The sequence below is a fragment of the Brevibacillus sp. Leaf182 genome, from assembly GCF_001423865.2.
GTDB lineage: Bacteria > Bacillota > Bacilli > Brevibacillales > Brevibacillaceae > Brevibacillus > Brevibacillus brevis_C.
Genome location: NZ_LMPN02000011.1, coordinates 26,719 through 42,144, shown reverse-complemented (window position 1 = coordinate 42,144; position 15,426 = coordinate 26,719). Strand labels below are relative to the sequence as shown.

19 protein-coding genes are annotated in these 15,426 nt (G+C 44.5%); all 19 read left to right on the top strand.

The window, feature by feature from the left end; genetic code table 11:
• Nucleotides 1-207: 207 nt before the first annotated feature.
• On the top strand, nt 208-936 hold the full coding sequence (gene cpaB, locus ASG16_RS01890) for a Flp pilus assembly protein CpaB (RefSeq protein ID WP_056493473.1): 729 nt from the start codon (nt 208-210) through the stop codon (nt 934-936).
• On the top strand, nt 933-2,336 hold the full coding sequence (locus ASG16_RS01885) for a CpaE/TadZ family protein (RefSeq protein ID WP_056493470.1): 1,404 nt from the start codon (nt 933-935) through the stop codon (nt 2,334-2,336). The genes cpaB and ASG16_RS01885 overlap by 4 nt, the downstream gene beginning before the upstream one ends.
• An 11-nt stretch (nt 2,337-2,347) precedes the next feature.
• Nucleotides 2,348-3,835 (top strand): TadA family conjugal transfer-associated ATPase, encoded by a 1,488-nt coding sequence (locus ASG16_RS01880; RefSeq protein WP_056493467.1) that lies wholly within the window; start codon nt 2,348-2,350, stop codon nt 3,833-3,835.
• Between the two features lie 11 nt (nt 3,836-3,846).
• Entirely contained in the window at nt 3,847-4,743 is an 897-nt protein-coding gene (locus ASG16_RS01875) for a type II secretion system F family protein (protein ID WP_056493464.1), read from the top strand.
• 11 nt (nt 4,744-4,754) lie between these two features.
• Nucleotides 4,755-5,669, top strand: a complete 915-nt coding sequence (locus ASG16_RS01870; protein WP_056493461.1) for a type II secretion system F family protein — start codon at nt 4,755-4,757, stop codon at nt 5,667-5,669.
• A gap of 90 nt (nt 5,670-5,759) precedes the next feature.
• Entirely contained in the window at nt 5,760-5,936 is a 177-nt protein-coding gene (locus ASG16_RS01865; protein ID WP_017246982.1) for a hypothetical protein, read from the top strand.
• Nucleotides 5,933-6,430, top strand: coding sequence for an A24 family peptidase (locus ASG16_RS01860; RefSeq protein ID WP_056493458.1), 498 nt, complete (start codon nt 5,933-5,935; stop codon nt 6,428-6,430). Before ASG16_RS01865 ends, ASG16_RS01860 begins: the two co-directional genes overlap by 4 nt.
• Nucleotides 6,427-6,858, top strand: a complete 432-nt coding sequence (locus ASG16_RS01855) for a TadE/TadG family type IV pilus assembly protein (RefSeq protein ID WP_056493455.1) — start codon at nt 6,427-6,429, stop codon at nt 6,856-6,858. The genes ASG16_RS01860 and ASG16_RS01855 overlap by 4 nt, the downstream gene beginning before the upstream one ends.
• Complete coding sequence (locus ASG16_RS01850; RefSeq protein WP_048035603.1) at nt 6,855-7,364, top strand: hypothetical protein; 510 nt, start codon at nt 6,855-6,857, stop codon at nt 7,362-7,364. Before ASG16_RS01855 ends, ASG16_RS01850 begins: the two co-directional genes overlap by 4 nt.
• Before the next feature lie 97 nt (nt 7,365-7,461).
• A complete protein-coding gene (locus ASG16_RS01845) occupies nt 7,462-8,079 on the top strand; it encodes a DUF4046 domain-containing protein (RefSeq protein ID WP_056493481.1) in 618 nt (205 codons plus the stop codon).
• Nucleotides 8,080-8,187: 108 nt separating this feature from the next.
• Nucleotides 8,188-8,466 carry a hypothetical protein gene (locus tag ASG16_RS01840; RefSeq protein ID WP_056493452.1) on the top strand — a complete coding sequence of 93 codons (279 nt, stop codon included), beginning with the start codon at nt 8,188-8,190 and terminating at the stop codon, nt 8,464-8,466.
• 148 nt (nt 8,467-8,614) lie between these two features.
• A complete protein-coding gene (locus ASG16_RS01835; RefSeq protein ID WP_056493449.1) occupies nt 8,615-9,379 on the top strand; it encodes a hypothetical protein in 765 nt (254 codons plus the stop codon).
• A gap of 2 nt (nt 9,380-9,381) precedes the next feature.
• On the top strand, nt 9,382-10,260 hold the full coding sequence (locus ASG16_RS01830) for a CpaE/TadZ family protein (RefSeq protein WP_056493446.1): 879 nt from the start codon (nt 9,382-9,384) through the stop codon (nt 10,258-10,260).
• Nucleotides 10,257-11,045 (top strand): SAF domain-containing protein, encoded by a 789-nt coding sequence (locus ASG16_RS01825; protein ID WP_056493443.1) that lies wholly within the window; start codon nt 10,257-10,259, stop codon nt 11,043-11,045. Before ASG16_RS01830 ends, ASG16_RS01825 begins: the two co-directional genes overlap by 4 nt.
• Entirely contained in the window at nt 11,042-12,160 is a 1,119-nt protein-coding gene (locus ASG16_RS01820; protein ID WP_056493440.1) for a P-loop NTPase family protein, read from the top strand. The genes ASG16_RS01825 and ASG16_RS01820 overlap by 4 nt, the downstream gene beginning before the upstream one ends.
• The gene (locus tag ASG16_RS01815; RefSeq protein WP_056493437.1) at nt 12,160-13,512 is read left to right on the top strand and encodes an ATPase, T2SS/T4P/T4SS family; all 1,353 of its coding nucleotides are present in this window, start codon (nt 12,160-12,162) and stop codon (nt 13,510-13,512) included. The genes ASG16_RS01820 and ASG16_RS01815 overlap by 1 nt, the downstream gene beginning before the upstream one ends.
• 191 nt (nt 13,513-13,703) lie before the next feature.
• Entirely contained in the window at nt 13,704-14,408 is a 705-nt protein-coding gene (locus ASG16_RS01810) for a hypothetical protein (protein WP_241970671.1), read from the top strand.
• Nucleotides 14,408-15,247 carry a hypothetical protein gene (locus ASG16_RS01805; protein WP_056493432.1) on the top strand — a complete coding sequence of 280 codons (840 nt, stop codon included), beginning with the start codon at nt 14,408-14,410 and terminating at the stop codon, nt 15,245-15,247. Before ASG16_RS01810 ends, ASG16_RS01805 begins: the two co-directional genes overlap by 1 nt.
• A gap of 12 nt (nt 15,248-15,259) precedes the next feature.
• A complete protein-coding gene (locus ASG16_RS30805; RefSeq protein ID WP_007725181.1) occupies nt 15,260-15,406 on the top strand; it encodes a hypothetical protein in 147 nt (48 codons plus the stop codon).
• The last annotated feature ends 20 nt before the right edge of the window (nt 15,407-15,426 follow it).

Genomic DNA, 15,426 nt, shown 5'->3' with positions numbered 1-15,426 from the left:
TCCACACATTCTTAGCAATCATGCGTATTCAGTTTTGAAGGAATGAGACGAAAAGCTGTATTCCCGATTACTTGTAAAAGTAATGGAGAATGCAGCTTTTTTTGTGTAATAGGTGTAACCGTGCAGAACGAATGCACGGTTTTTTTGTTTTCTTTTTTTGTCCCTCTATTCTCCCCTACGCTAGAAAAAATGGAGAGGAGGGAGAGAATGTCTATACATCCGCTACGACTATTGGCTATATTGCTTTTCGCTACATGTATAGGTGTAGCGACTTACATCATTTTGAAGCCGCATCAAGTGACCTATATACAATTGCGATCAACAGTGGAAAAAGAAAGTGGCCAATTACTTGAGGCGAGGGATATGGAGCCATTGACACTGAGACTGGGAGGGATCTTTCAACAACCCATTGCCCCAATTCCAGGCTTGATTCCATGGGAAGAAGGACAGAGTCTTGTCGGTTTAGCATTCACGCGTCAAGTAAAGGGAGGCCGACCGTTATTGCAAAGTGATTTGGAGCAAAAAAGCAAGGCGCAAGGCAGCGGAGAGATATCAGAAAAAATGACAGGTATGAGCATTCCCGTAGACAATGTAGCAGGAGTTTCACCGCATGTATCAAGCGGAGAAAGGGTACACGTCTATGCTTCCTTTGAAGATGAGACAGGAGCACATTCTGGACTCCTATTGCAAAACATGCCGATCATTGGCATTCAACGTGAAATGGAAGGTGATCATCCCAATTTGGTAGCTGTTACACTTTCCCTGACACGTGATGAGGCTGTTCTGCTAACACACGCACTTCATTATGGAAAAATCAGATTGGGCTTGGCGGCAGTGAAGGATGGGGGAAATCCGGGAATAGGAGACGCAAAATTCGCTGCAGAGTTAATGAAGACGAAAACACGCTGGGGAATTCAAAAGGAGGAGCAGGAGTGAAAAGGCGTTTGCTCATAGTAGATGATGATCGAGATTCAGTTCGCTTGTTAAAGGATCAACTTATAAACAGCAGATGGATAGAAGTGTGCGGGGAAGCATTCGGAGTGGAAGAGGCATGGGCAAAATTACAGGCTAACCAACCCCATTTGGTGTTGCTGGGTGGTATTAAGGGAACGGAAAGAGGGGTGTTGTGTCAGCAGTTTCGGCTAGCCTTTCCTCATCTTTCATTTATTGCTGCTTGCTCAAGTAATGAACTGATGTGGGAGCCCTTTTTCCGGAACTTAGGCTTATGGGTTATTGCCAAGCCCATTGAATCAGGGCAAATCGAAGCGTTAGCCATGATGATACAACCTTCAGGCATGGTAGCAGAAGCTGTGCCACAACAACAGCAGTATGTCATCCAGGAACAAACCAAGAGCTATTCGAGCCAACCGCCGTCATTCCCCGAGCCGATCACAGAAAGTCAAGTTCCTGAAATAGCTCGTCCCAAACAGCTTATTACTGTTTACGGTCCAAAGGGTGGCGTGGGAAAAACATTTATTTCTCGAGAGTTAGCGATTTTCTTTTCCATGCAAAAAAACGAAGGTCTCCCATTGCGGGTAATCGCTGTTGACTTCAATCTTGATCTCGGAACATTTGCGACTACCTTGAATCTCCCTCGTACCCCTAATCTTTTTACGTGGGTAAAGGATCTTGATGCTCAGTTGCATGCCCTTATACAGAGTCAAGGAAAAGACCCGTATTCCATTAGCAGTGAGGAATGGCAGCAATACGCACAAGCCTTGCCGTTATCTCCACAACAAATCGAGAAATATGTGGTTGCTCATCCTGATACGGGACTGCATGTACTTACCTCCCCCCGTGATATTCGGCAAAGCTTTGAAATCCGTGACTATCATTTATATCTGATTCTCGAGACGTTAAAACAAAGCAACTACGACGTCATCCTAATCGATACGGCTCCTGATACAACAGATGCAACGATTCAAGCGCTGTTTTTTGCAGAACATGTCGTGATGGTGGGAAATCCGGTGGTAGATTCCATTGAAAATATTCAACGATTGCTGAAACTGTTGAGAGAAGCAGAGTACCCTGAAGAACGCATTCAAATTTGTATGAATCGCTTGCAGCGGAAAGAAATGTTTACCTTAGAAGAAATTCGTGCCTATTTCCAACTTCACCCTAGCAAAAAAATCTTCTCAATACCTGATGATGTGGAAGTAAAAAAATCGATTAACACCGGAACGCCAGTCATGCTCCAGACAGGGAGAATTCCGGCCAAGGAAGCCATTGAAACATTAGGAAAAGCACTGTTCCCCGTAGATGGGGAGCAAATGAAGGCTGCTGGAAAAGAGAAACAAAAAGAGAAAACATCTCTCTTCAAGTGGTTATGGGGATAAGGGAGGGTGTCATGTTCGATAAAAAGCACTTACTAGGCATCTCTAATCAAGTCCGACCTGCGCAAGAATTACGATCAACGGGCAGGGGAATGGCGGGAGTTCCTTCAACGCTTCACGAAAAAATGCAAGCCCCCGACCACGAGCGGACGAATGAAAAATGGGTCGGGACAGATAGAGAAACATCGATACGCACCCAGATTGTCGAGAAATACGGAAAACGATTATGGGAAGAAAAGCAGTCCCCACTCTTTTTAGATGAGCTGACGGCAGATATTCGAATGCTGTTGGAGTCGCAAACCACCCTGACTTCCATACAAAGGGAAGCAGAAGTAAAACGATTACTGCATTCTTTGACCGGTTGGGGGCCATTAGACGCTTTATTAGAGGATAACGACATCACGGAGATTCTTTTTCACCGCTATAACTATCTCGTCATTGAAAGAAAAAGTACTGGTCGCCTTGAATCGCCGGACATTGCTGTTTTTCGCGATGAGGAGGAGCTGCTGCGCTTATTGGAACAAATTGCAGCGACAATGGGGCGTGAGTTTAATGAAACAAAAGCAGAGCTACATACACAGCTTCCAGACGGTTCCCGGGTTGCTGCTACACATCGCTCTATTTCTCCCGATGGTCATATGCTCACGATCAGAAAACACCGTGAGTTACTCAGCGAGTTTGACTACTTGCGGTATGGTTCCATTTGCGAGCCGATGCTTCTCTTTTTAAACAGAGCCGTCCGTTTATCTCGTGCATCTGGCATTGTCAGTGGAGGAACAGGCTCAGGCAAGACACACATGCTCAACCTTATCTCCCAATATGTTCCTGATCATTTAAGTATTATTACGATCGAGGACGTTTTGGAGATGAAGCTTCAGCATCCTTTTGTTCGCAGGTTTTTAGCGAAACCTGCGAATTATGAGGGCAAGGGTGGGTTTTCGATCAAGGATTGTGTTCGTTTGTCCTTAAGAAAAAGGCCGGATGTCATTATGGTCGGCGAGACACGAGGTGGTGAAATCGTAGATATGCTTTGGGCGATGAATACAGATCACCCTGGTAGCTGGAGCACAGCGCATGCAAACTCACCGCGAGCTTTGGTCGATTCAACATTGCCCATTTTATTTGGAAAAGCAGATGAAGGGTATAGTGCTGAGGAGCGCAATTTAATGATCGGTTCAGCACTAGATCTGATTGTTCAAGTAAAACGTTTTGAAGAAGATGGCAGTCGTAAGGTGGTTGCAATAACGGAGGTAGTGGGGACGGGTCAATCGCATGAAGAATGGATAAAACGGGCTTGCAACATTAAACAGGTTCTCCCTGATCGGGTGTATTTGCAGGATATTTATGTGTACGAAGCAACTGCGGTGGAGAATGGGAGAGTAAAGGGTCACTTCAAATGGACAGGCTATCGCCCAGAGCGGCTAATTAAGCGATGGCTAGAGAAAGGGCTGTCGCGAGAGGAGATTGAGCAAGTCTTTTTCACCACACCAATACCGCTATAGGAGGAGAAGGCATGGATATTAGCTTACCTGTTGCGATAGGGATGGGAATGGCCATCCTGTTATTGATCATGCCCAACAAATTTTACATGCGGGAACCGACGGGGAAGCACGAAATCGTAGAAGTGCTGCAACAGGACAGAAAAACGATTTGGAAGCAGTTTGAGGAGAGGTTGGCGAAATCGCGCTCAGGGTGGGGGGTAAACCAGTATGTCACCCTCTCTTTTTTATTGGGGATCGCGTCCTTTGGTGTGAGTAGTCAGATCTTGCAGTCTTGGTGGATGGCATTGCCTGCTTTGCCGACAGGGATTATGTTTACCGAACGGTTAGTGAGTGTATGGGGGGCTCGTCGAAAGGACGATTTCGAAGCAGGTAATGTAAAAGCGATTCGTCTTATGGCCAGTTCCTTACGTACCTCTCCATCGTATTTACATGCGTTTGAACAGGTAGCAGCTAGTCCATTTTTATCAGAAATTGTATTAGAGGAGTACAGGCGTATTGTAGAGCTATTGCGGGCACAAGTCCCGTTGGAGCACGTAATGAATCGATTCTTTGAACGTACAGGATCAGCAGATGTCAAATATTTAGCGACCATTGTTCAGATTCAACGTGAGATGGGCGGAGATATGGCCAAAACGCTCGATTTGGCTGCTTCATCGATATTGCGGCGCAGACAGTCACTCCGTAGACAAAAAGCAGCTATGGCTCAGATCGTTGCACAAGTGAATTTACTAAGTGTCATGCCGTTTGTTTTTGTCATTGCGTTGTATGTGAATAATCCCAATCATTTCGACCCACTAACGGCAACAATGGGGGGACGGTTGCTTATTTTGGGTAGCTTGGCTTCTATTTTGATTGGGGGAGAAACAATTCGTTATGTTGCGCATAAAAGCATAAGCAGGGGAGCATAGGAGAGGGTGCAATGTTCGTTCTCGTTATAAGTATCATGGTGAGTGTTGCTATATTTCTGTACGGCTTGCCGTCTTGTGTGAGTAAGGGAGAACCATTCTCCTCCACACTTTTGGGCAGGATTGATGTTGAGAAGCAGGCAAAGCTTGAGCAAGCGTTTCAAAAAGGACGAAAAAGGTGGTCACTGATTCGAGGCTTGGAGAAAAACCAGGTACTGCTACAGCATTTCTACAAATGGACGGGTGTCGATAAGAAAAAAATAGAGGAAACATTGGCGCGTCTGGAGATTGATATAAGCCTGACAGAGATTGTCTTGTTCCGGCTTATCAGTATGTGTTTCATTGCTTCATCTCTAGCTTCATTGGCAATGACCATGGTTAACGGTGAGCAAATCGGTATGGTGACTGGGCTTCCCTTAACGTTTAGCTTATTTTTGTACTTGCTACCCAATATGCTGCTAGATTGGGTGGACAAGCGGGCAAAAGCTGAAATTCGTGAGCAGGTCCCTATCTTTTTCAGCATTGTGCAATCACTTGTGGAAGCAGGCATGCCATTGCAGCAGGCTGTTAAGCAGACAGCGAGACGTTTTGATGCAAGACTGGGCAGAGAGCTCGCGAGCCTAGAAATGGGAGAAAAAAGGCATGGGAACTGGAGAAAGGCGCTTGAAGAGCTGGCATTTCGGTGGGAGGTAGATTCGTTGACTACCATCGCGTTGGAGATGAACGAAGCGATGAAAAAAGGGGTTAGCATATCACAAATGTTGTCTGTCCAAGTAGAGGAGCAAGTGAGACAACAAGAAGACGAGGCTGCTACCCATATGAATCGGTTAAATATCAGGTTATTGCCTTTTGTCATTTTGTTAATGGGTCTACCGCTGTTGTTCTTGGTGATGGGCCCTGCATTCATCGGTATCGGAGAAAGCTTGTAGAAAAATAAGTTCGTGTAAATATTTTTGCGAGAGGCACTGTCTTTTGGCAGAGTGAAAATAGAACCAAAATCTCAATGAGGAGTGAATGGAATGGGAGCCATCGCAGATTACGTCAAGCGTTTTTGGTACGAGGAGGACGGTGTTACGATCGTGGAAATGGTCATTATCATTGCCGTCATCTTGATTGTGCTTATTCCGACACTGACACAACTAGGCACTGCCGAAGACGAGAAGCTGAAGGAACTGCAAGAAAAGATAAGCAAATGACAAACGTAGTCTTGCTTGGCGTGTTAGGAGCGGCAGCATGGATGGATTGGAGACAAAGAAAGATACCGAATACTCTTGTTTTTCCAGCGATTGCTGTCGGCTTATGGTATCAGTGGGAAGGTGAATTATTAGCTGGAGCATTGTTAGGTGTGGCAGGAGCCTTTTTGTTGACAGTTGGTCCTGTATTCTTAAAAGGGATGGGGATGGGCGATCAAAAGCTGCTGATGGCTGTTGGTGCTTGGACTAGCTGGAGTGTGGTGTACTCTTTGTTTTTGCATTCCATCGTTTTGTGCTTGATTGTTATGGTGTTCTATCCGCAAAATTGGGCTCGTCTACGCAACAATCTTCAAATCATAGCAGCCGGATGGTCGGCTCATCGACAAGTATGGCTTCCAGGCAGGGAAAAAACAGCCTTTTCATTCCCCTACGCGGTATATTTGCTGGGTGCTTTTGTGTTCCAATCCGTACGAAATGTCATCGGAGCAAGCGGATGATCACACGAATGGGACGAGTGATACGTGCGAGGGCGAAAGATGAGCGAGGCAGCCAAATGATTGAGTTTATTTTGGTGTTTCCTTTAGTTTGGATCTTGATTGTATTCTCCTTTGACCAATTCAGCATGATGTACAACAAGCAAAAGGCATTGGCAGCTGCGTATGAGGCAGGGAGAATTGCTGCAGTGCAGCCCAATTTCGGTTTGGCCAAATTCCATGCGAAAGAGCGAGGCACATCGGAATTAGCACAAGGTATCGGAGTCCTTCATAAAGATGTGCAGTTGGAGCTTGATGGGAACGGCTGGAGAAAAGGCAGTCATGTAAAAGCTGAAGCAACAGTTTCATTTCGGCTTCTCGCTACGGGGGAATTATACGAGATAACCGAAAGCTATCACATGATGGTTGAAAATGCGGAGGAGAAGCAATGAATGATTTGTTGCATCATTTTTTGATTCGAGTGAAGGAAGAGCGCGGGGCAACAATGATTACTGTGCTCTTCTTTCTCTTCTGCTTGGGCAGTCTGCTCTCTATCCTGTTATTTTTGGAGCAGACAGATTATCTAAAAATGAAGATGCAACATACAGCAGATCTGATTACCAAAGGATCGCGTGCGGCTGGAAAATGGGAGTACGTAGATTCAAACGGTGATAAGCAAATCAGATTGTTTGCGACAACAGAAGAAGCTGATCGGCGTGATGCGGATATCATTCGCGGGGCACGTGAAGAAGCGGAGATTCTTTGGAGATTAAATAGGTCGAATCTAGAGGGGACAAGTGATGAAGTCTCTGTCACTCACCAAAAAGGTGAACGGCCTTATCTGTACTTGCAAGGAATCTATCATCTAGAAGTAAAGGTTGAAAAGAATATACCTGTATTTTGGGATGAGCTTTTTGTAAAAATGAATAGAGTCTCCCAGTCTGGGGTATATGAATAAAGTCACAATTTTGAATGAAGTTACTGTTATTTTTGTCCTATTCCCGCATGGTAATTTAGTAGCATATTCCAAAAATGGGGATAGGAGTGAGATGACAGTGCCCTCAAAAATAGTCGATAGGTACAAACGAATTCTTAACGGAGAGCAAAAACGTTTTTCCCCGTATGAGTTCGAAGATGTGCAGTACCGTAAGCAAAAAGTCCAATTAGTTGTCAGATATGCGATTGAAAATGTAAAAAGATGGACGCCAGAGCAAGCGCGACGTGAATTGAGCTTGCAAGATGTCAAAGAACTGAAGCTGCATTTAGTGAGAGAATTTATTGAGCCGCCTATTGAGGCAAAGGCTGAGGATGTGTATTACTTCGTCGAATTTGCTTATCCGTATTTACCTCGGCTTTCAGAAGAGCAACGAGTGCTATGGGTTTATCAGGAAGTGCTTTCAGGCATAAGACGCCATTTCCCCCCCGGTTATTTTCAGAGCATAAAGGGTGAGGAACGGGCAAAAATATGCGTCGATTATATGTGCGAGCATCTACTAAAGCTGGCAGATTTGCGTCAACTGCCAAGTATCTTCAGCAAAACAGAGAGAGCGTATACGCTCCTGAAAACATATAAACTCAAGATTCTAGTCGATACACTCTACTTTTCACCATTTGATATGGTCACTGAAATGTATCCCGAACTTAGTGATCCCTCTTATTGGGAAGAGTTATAAAAATATTTGCACAACCCTGCTGTCTTTTTTTACGGTAGAGATAGTTTCATAGGCTTATAAGCAGATGAAACGGCCGTACTCTACAGGTGAGAGAAGGAGGCGTTGCGTATGGCAACAGTAGAGGCTCACCAGAAATGCTCTGCATCCGTGGAGCTGCTTCTAGGGCGAAAAGTACGCTACCAGAAGCACAAACCCGGCAGGTATCTTTCAGTGGAAAGAGTTCCGCAGGGAGCGTTCCAGATCGAATCCGTACATCGATTTGGAGACAGAGTAGTACTCAATGACGGACTGATTGTAATGGAGAATGCTCCAACCGTCATGGAGCGCGGGGGAAGGATCGCTCTTCTTTTCGCGACCGGAGAAGAACTTTACTTTGTAACGCAGTAGGTTCTCTTAATCGCCTTGCACGGGTGCGTGTGAGGCGACCAATAAAGCGAAATGCCTGGTTTATCAGGCTAAATAAGATTCGATGAGCCGAGAATGCTCTTGGAGTATAGCTATCGCTCTATAAAAAGGAAAATGGGGGTATTTTCACGTGTTGGCAAAGAGTGCAATCGAATTAGTCAACCGCTGCTATGAGGAGACAAACAAGCTGACATTGTTGTCATTGGAAGAGTTTAAAGAATCCTTTATTGCTTTTGTTTTTGGAGATTACCAGGAAGAGTTTACGGTTCAGTATGATCTGGAAGAGTTTTATGAGCATCTGAATCAGCTTCAGTTATCGAATTGCCGGAGAGATTTTGATCGAGCAGTTGAGGAATGGTACATCACAGAGTATGGAAGCGGGAATAAAGGCGTCAATTATCATGACATTTTGTTTACGCTAGTAAAGGAAGCAGTCGTTCAATACCAATCTCCAAATCGGATAGCACTCATCCGAGACGTAACCAAGCTCCTAACTATGCCAAATGGATTCCTTGCCCGTTGGCAAAATGGGCAGATACGTGAGCGTCCCATCCCCACATATTTTAAATACTTGATGAAGCTCGGGGTACGTACACATGAAGATATTGAAATGTTGGTAGACATGTGGCTGGTAGAGTACCCAAACGCATTTAATAAAAAGCAGCAGGAGCTATTTGCCAATCCACCGAGAAGAGGAAGACCTAACAACGTCGAGCTCGCTCTGTTAATCGAGCTAGCCATGAAAGTGAGACCAGAAATGACAGCTCAGGAACGGGAGCGACTGCGCAAAATATACTATTATCATCGCAAGTCCCTCACTGTTCGAGAGATGGTTGAGAAATTTGAGAAATACATTGCCAGTAAAAATAAATCAAATGATTCCCAGGTGGGATAATCATGTTTTGCCAAATGAGCCGCTTTGTCTCCAGGTTCCGTGATTTGGAGCAGCAAGAGTTTTCACAGTCTATTGAGGAAGAGCGGCAATGGAGAGTGCTTAAAGAAAAGCTTGCGTCGTCACCAATAGTTGAGCAACAGGAGTCGTATCAACGTAAATGTATTGCTGTTATGAGTTTGTACGAACAGGCTGGAGCTAGTTTTCTTGCAAGTAACCTAGCGTATGCATGGTCAGGAAAAGGCATTCTAGTCACCCTTTGCGAGTTACCAAAAGTGACTTCCTATTATTATTTTGCACTTGATTTTGAACGTAGAGTTCGACAACAAGTAAGAGATTCGCTTACACCATCGCTCCTCATGCAGAATAACCATCTTCGCATCCAGATAGAATCCCCAGCACAATTTCAGCACGAATCTTCACAAACAGATATAGCCAACTGGTTACTACGGATTTGTAAGGATAGTCCCATTGTTGTCATTGATGTTTCTTCCTACTGGAATGATATCCACTCCAAACAAATTTTTGAGCATGCCGACGAAATATGGGTAGTATTTGATGCAGATTTGGCAAGACTTACCCGTTTGTTCCTAGTAGGTCCAGCCCCTGCCTGGTGGAAGACAGAAAGAAGGAAAATAAAATTGATAGCAAACAAGTGGAATAGCCAATTGTCTCGGACAAGCATCATGAAAAAATTGGAAGGAACGCTCTCACTATGGGATCAGCAGCCTGGAGCTACACGGGTAACTGACATGATTCCGTTGATGGATGGAGAGAAAACAGCAATGGCAAGCGCCAAAGCCAATCTACTATTGGAGCTTTTCCCGGAGGAAGAGATTGAGTTCCAGTCATTGATTCATGCTTATAAAGGAAGGATGTTATGAAGAAGCAAACATTACTTGTCATTTGTTTAATCTCATTTCTGTTAGCAGGGTCGTCCTTTTATGCAGCGACTCAATATATTGATGCGATGGCAGCGGAAAAGCTGTTTGCCCCAGTTGTAAAGGTTGCTACAGGAAAAGAAATATCAGCCTTCGAGCCGATTACACAAGATGATGTGATACTTGTACAGGAAGAAGTGGATGAAATTCTTCCAGATTCAGCGCGTGATTTGGATACTGTTCTGGGGAAAAGGAGCACGCAGACTATATACGAAGGCGAGCAATTATTAGTAGAAAAGCTGACAGATTCGCAGCTTTTACCGGAAAAAGGGGAGGCGCGCTACGAGTTCCCCCTACTATCCATTCATCCTTTAACGGAATTACGCAAAGGGGATCATGTGAAAATTTGGGTCAAATACAAGAGTCTCTCGGAGCTGCAAGATTATCCTACACCACTGCATTTTCGAAAAACCAATGATACGGCAGATTTGCTATTTGAAAGTCAGCTTGCAAGCGTGAGGGACAGTAATGGTATTGAGATCTATACATTAAAGCCGAGCTTGTTGCCATCGCCTGATCAGATGGATTCCATCTTTCATGGATCAAAAGAAAAGCCGTTGCAGAATGGCGAAAAACGATACCGTGACTACCGGGTCCAGCCAACAGCACTACCTGCTTTTATCGGCTTTAATTTGACAGACGAGGAGTATGTGATAGTAAGCGAGGCAATGTCATATGGAATGCTTCAGGTAGGTCATGTCATGGGTTCAAAGGAGCAAGCATCATGAAAATTTTAGTTTGTTATCCGATGAAGTCACTCGCCAAGACATATATGCCTGAGTATAGTGATGTGCTGGTAGCAGAGTCGGCGGAGGAGTTTTCACGGCTTGTACAGCTTTATATGCCAGAGGCTACCGTGATCTTTTCCGAAATGTTCAACGCTCCCGTTTGGGAATGGCTTCCTGCCCTGAAAGGACAACTCCCGCCAAACTCACCGTTAATTATTGTTCCTCTCTATCGGGATGAGAAGATGATTGAGAAGGTAGCGGAGGAGTCCGGGCTAGAGCGTGTATACCTGTTATCAGCCCATTTATCACAAGAAGAAATACGCCATCAAATCAGTCTGATTCTTGGCTTCGTGCAAGAGTGCCCAGATATTGGGTCGTCAAAAGAAAAGGGGCTCGTATACGCTTTGTTGAGCTACGGAGCTTCTGGCATTACTACCTTTTGTATTAATTATCCTGTCATACTAGCGAGGCAACATCCTGAAAAGCGAATTGTCGTACTTGATATGAATGAAGCCAAGCCGGATCTAACACGTTTCTTCAAGCTCCAACGCCATCAATTATCTTTATTTCGTCCTGATTTTATCGATATACAAAAAACTGCCAAGCGTAACTGGAGCAATGTCTGCAAACAGAGCGATCACTTGCCTAATCTGTATTACGCACATGCTGCTAGCAAATGGAAAAGCTCAGAATTAAGCAATCTAATTCGTGTGTTTCGCATGCAATTTGACTATGTATACGTAGATTGGGGTTACTGCTTTCCTGAGTCTGAGACTCTACAGCGGTTGCTTCATATCGTTGACCGCAATCTTTTATTCGTGAGAGCTGATCCCTTTAGTATCGATAGTGCCAGAGAGTGGTTGCACAAATGGAGAGAAAGAGGAGTGAAATGCGAGGTTTTACTCAGTCATTTAGATCCTGGGCAACCCTTTCGAATCGGGGAGGATGTTTCGGTTTATGGTGTAGTACCACGCATTTCGGAGAGTAGGCTCAATCAATCTCATCAGAGCTGCAGTGTATTAATAGAAGAGTTTTTCCCTCCCAAATCGTACATCAGCAGTTTGAAGGAGATTGCTAAGGCACAATATATGGATAAAAGTGCGGTGTTTTACTGATGAGAGGGATAGAACGAGAACAACCAATTAGATCGGACATTCAAACCATTGAGGACATTAAACAAGCCGCAAGAGATTATTTAAATCATTTTGGCAAAACTCGAGAAGAGAAGCTAGAGATGCAACGAATTCTCGCTTTGGCAGAACAGGGAGATCGTGATAGTCACAACCATATTATTCTTCGCTTGCAGCATTATTTTGAAGAAGTCCTCCAACGACCAGTAACCGAACAAATTTTGCCGCATGTTAACGGTTACGAAGGTCTCACCTTTTCTACATACGGGTGGGGCATACTCGATGCCGTTCTCCATTTGTCTCCGTGGGTAGAGGAAGTGCGAATTTCTGCAAACCGCAACATTGCGTACTTGGAGCAAGGGGTCAAAAAATTTCTCCCTTACACACCGAGCTGGAAAGAGGTTGAAACCCTCCAACAAAAGTTGACCAATACAGCCGGTCTATCTTTTAACGAGAAAAAACCTAGATTGAGCGGATACTTACATTCACTAAAAGCGAGACTGACCATGTTCACTTTCCCTTATTCCAGAGTACCGACCATTCTGGTTAGACGATTTACTACGCCTACTTTTTCGCTCGACCAACTCCGTACACAACAACAGCCAGCTTTCGACGAAAGAATTCAATGGCTAATGGAACAGCAAGTGTACGGACGCAGCAATGTACTGGTTATTGGACCGATGGCTGCTGGGAAAACAACGTTGATGATGTGTATGATGAAGCTGAAGGACCCTCGGACAGAATATATCACGATCTTTGAAAGTGAACACGAAATGCGATTCGGTGATATTTGGCCAGGTGAAGTGATTGAACTCCAAAACGTGGAGGAAATCGGCATTGAATTAGGGTATTGCTTCAAAGACATGTATCGATCGACCGCAAATACGATTTTAATTGGAGAAATTCGTGAGCCTATAGAAGCGTACCATTTTATAAATGCCGGAATTAGAGGGACGGACGCTACAATCGGTGCGATGCACGAACGATTTGCTCATAGAGCGTTACATGATTTGACTGATCTTGTGTATCAATACGGAGGGCGGAGTGTCGAGCTGACTCAGGAGCGGATTAGCAGGGCAGTCAATTTTGTTAATTCACTTACATACCGCAACAGTGGTCACCGTTTTATTGATGCCATTCATACAACGGAGTGGAATTCATCTTTTAACCGAGTCGAATCTATTCCCCTCGTAGATCGCAACATGCAGACGGGAGCTTATGAATGGACGGGAAATCAACTGAGCCCACATTTAGTTGAATACATGTGTTACGTCGGCAAAGCAGACATTGAAGTGTTGAAAGAGCTACGTCTTACCGATATAGGTAGGCAGCTATGATTTACACATTACTTTTCCCGGTGTTTCTATGTCTCTTCTCTGGCTTTCTGTTTCTCGGATTACACCTGTATAAGGGATGGAGAAGTCCACGCGTATTCTTCCCGCGTACAGTTGAGGTATGGAGAGAGAAATTTTTAAGGCATTCTACCCGGCGCATGATGTATGAACGCTTTGAACGTTGGTGTCAAATCGTGGGGGGGACACCAGAAGGGTACTTAATTCTATCCATGATTGGCGGGGTAGCGGGATTCATCTCGGGTATTTTGTTAGGAAATATGATTGTATCCTTGTCGCTTTTTCTCTTATTCCTCTTGCTGCCAACACTGATTCTATACGCACGCTATACCGTACAAATGAATAAAAAAATCAGCTCATTCTGTCGTTTCGTCGAGTTGTTTGCCCGTTATTATAACAGTCGCAAAAACATTGTCCTTACCTTTCGCGAAATGATAGAGGAATGCCCCAAAGAGTTATTGCCTGACCTTCTTCTGCTGAACAATAGCCTTTCGGATGGGGGAAACTCGGTTGCGGCAGTAGAACAATTTGCGCAGAGACTGGACCATCCGTGGGCTTTTGATTTTGCAACGTATATTTCCAGTGGTTTGGAAGGAGAAACAGAAGATATTCAATCACCTCTAAATCGGTTAACGAATGAGATGTTTGTACAACAAGATGAAAAGCATGAGCGTGATAGTGAAATATACTCCATTTGGATCAGCCTGCTTATCGTCATAGCGATTTGCATTTGTTTGATCCCTTACAATCAAGGGTTGCTTCAAGATTCCTATCGTCTCTATTTCTACACGCCAGATGGACAAGCCATATTGGCAATTGCGGCGACTGTTTGGACTTTTTCGATCCTATTGGCGTTTATTTGGGGAAGGAGATATCGCTAATGCCAATGCTAATCATGTATACCTACCTTGGATTAGGCGCTCTATTTGTTTTTAGTGCAACGTTTATGATCGGGAAGTATTTGTTTCACAAGCAAAAGCCGAAGCTGTTTGTTTCCGGGGTGTGGTGGGGAAAGTGGGAGCAGGCACTCAAGCCTGGCGAAGACGACAAATGGGAGCAGTTACTATCACGAGCAGGAAGACCTTTTGGGTGGGGAAAACCGGAGTGGGTGTTTCTGCAATTGTTGACTGGAAGTACCGTTTGCATCCTTATTCTTATGTGGGTCGTCGTAAGTCGAATGGAATCATTTCCACTTCTGTCGATGTGCCTGGCATCTACAGGGAGTTACATGCTTCCGTACATGGGCTTGAAGATGTGGGCAAATCACAGGGAGGATATGCTGAGCACAGACATCGCCAGATTTATCAATCGCTATGTGACCCTTCTAGAAAATCAGGTGCCCATTTACAATGCCATGGTCAAGGCAGCAAGACCGACTAGAAAGCTAAAAAAGTATATCCCTACTTTATCTGAGTGGAACAGAGACCCTAATGAGGCACTTGAGAGCTTTAAACGCAAAATTGGTGTCGACGACGGAATCATTCTCGTATCGAGCATGCGTACAATTGAGACGCTGAGCGAAGGACAAGTAAGTACAACTATGCAACGAATGGAGTGGGCTGTCGATCACCGAAGAATGTTCCGTCATCGAAAAAAGATAAAGTCTTTAGGGATTGGCTACACGGTCATTGTCTACCCGGCATTTTATATGGGGTTATTGGTAGCCATGTTTCCTTGGTATAAGCTGCTTACAGAAATTCTGGATAAATATTTGACCTGAGGAGGAGCAACTATGACCAAGCTATTATCTATCATCATGTGCATCGTGTTCTCTTTAGGAATAATCGTTTCTAGCTTGTCCGAAATAAACACATCGGTAGTGAGAGAAGACGGGCTGAGAGATCGAGCAGTTGGATGGATCGACAAAGCTATACCTTAAATCACGTATGAGAAAAGGGG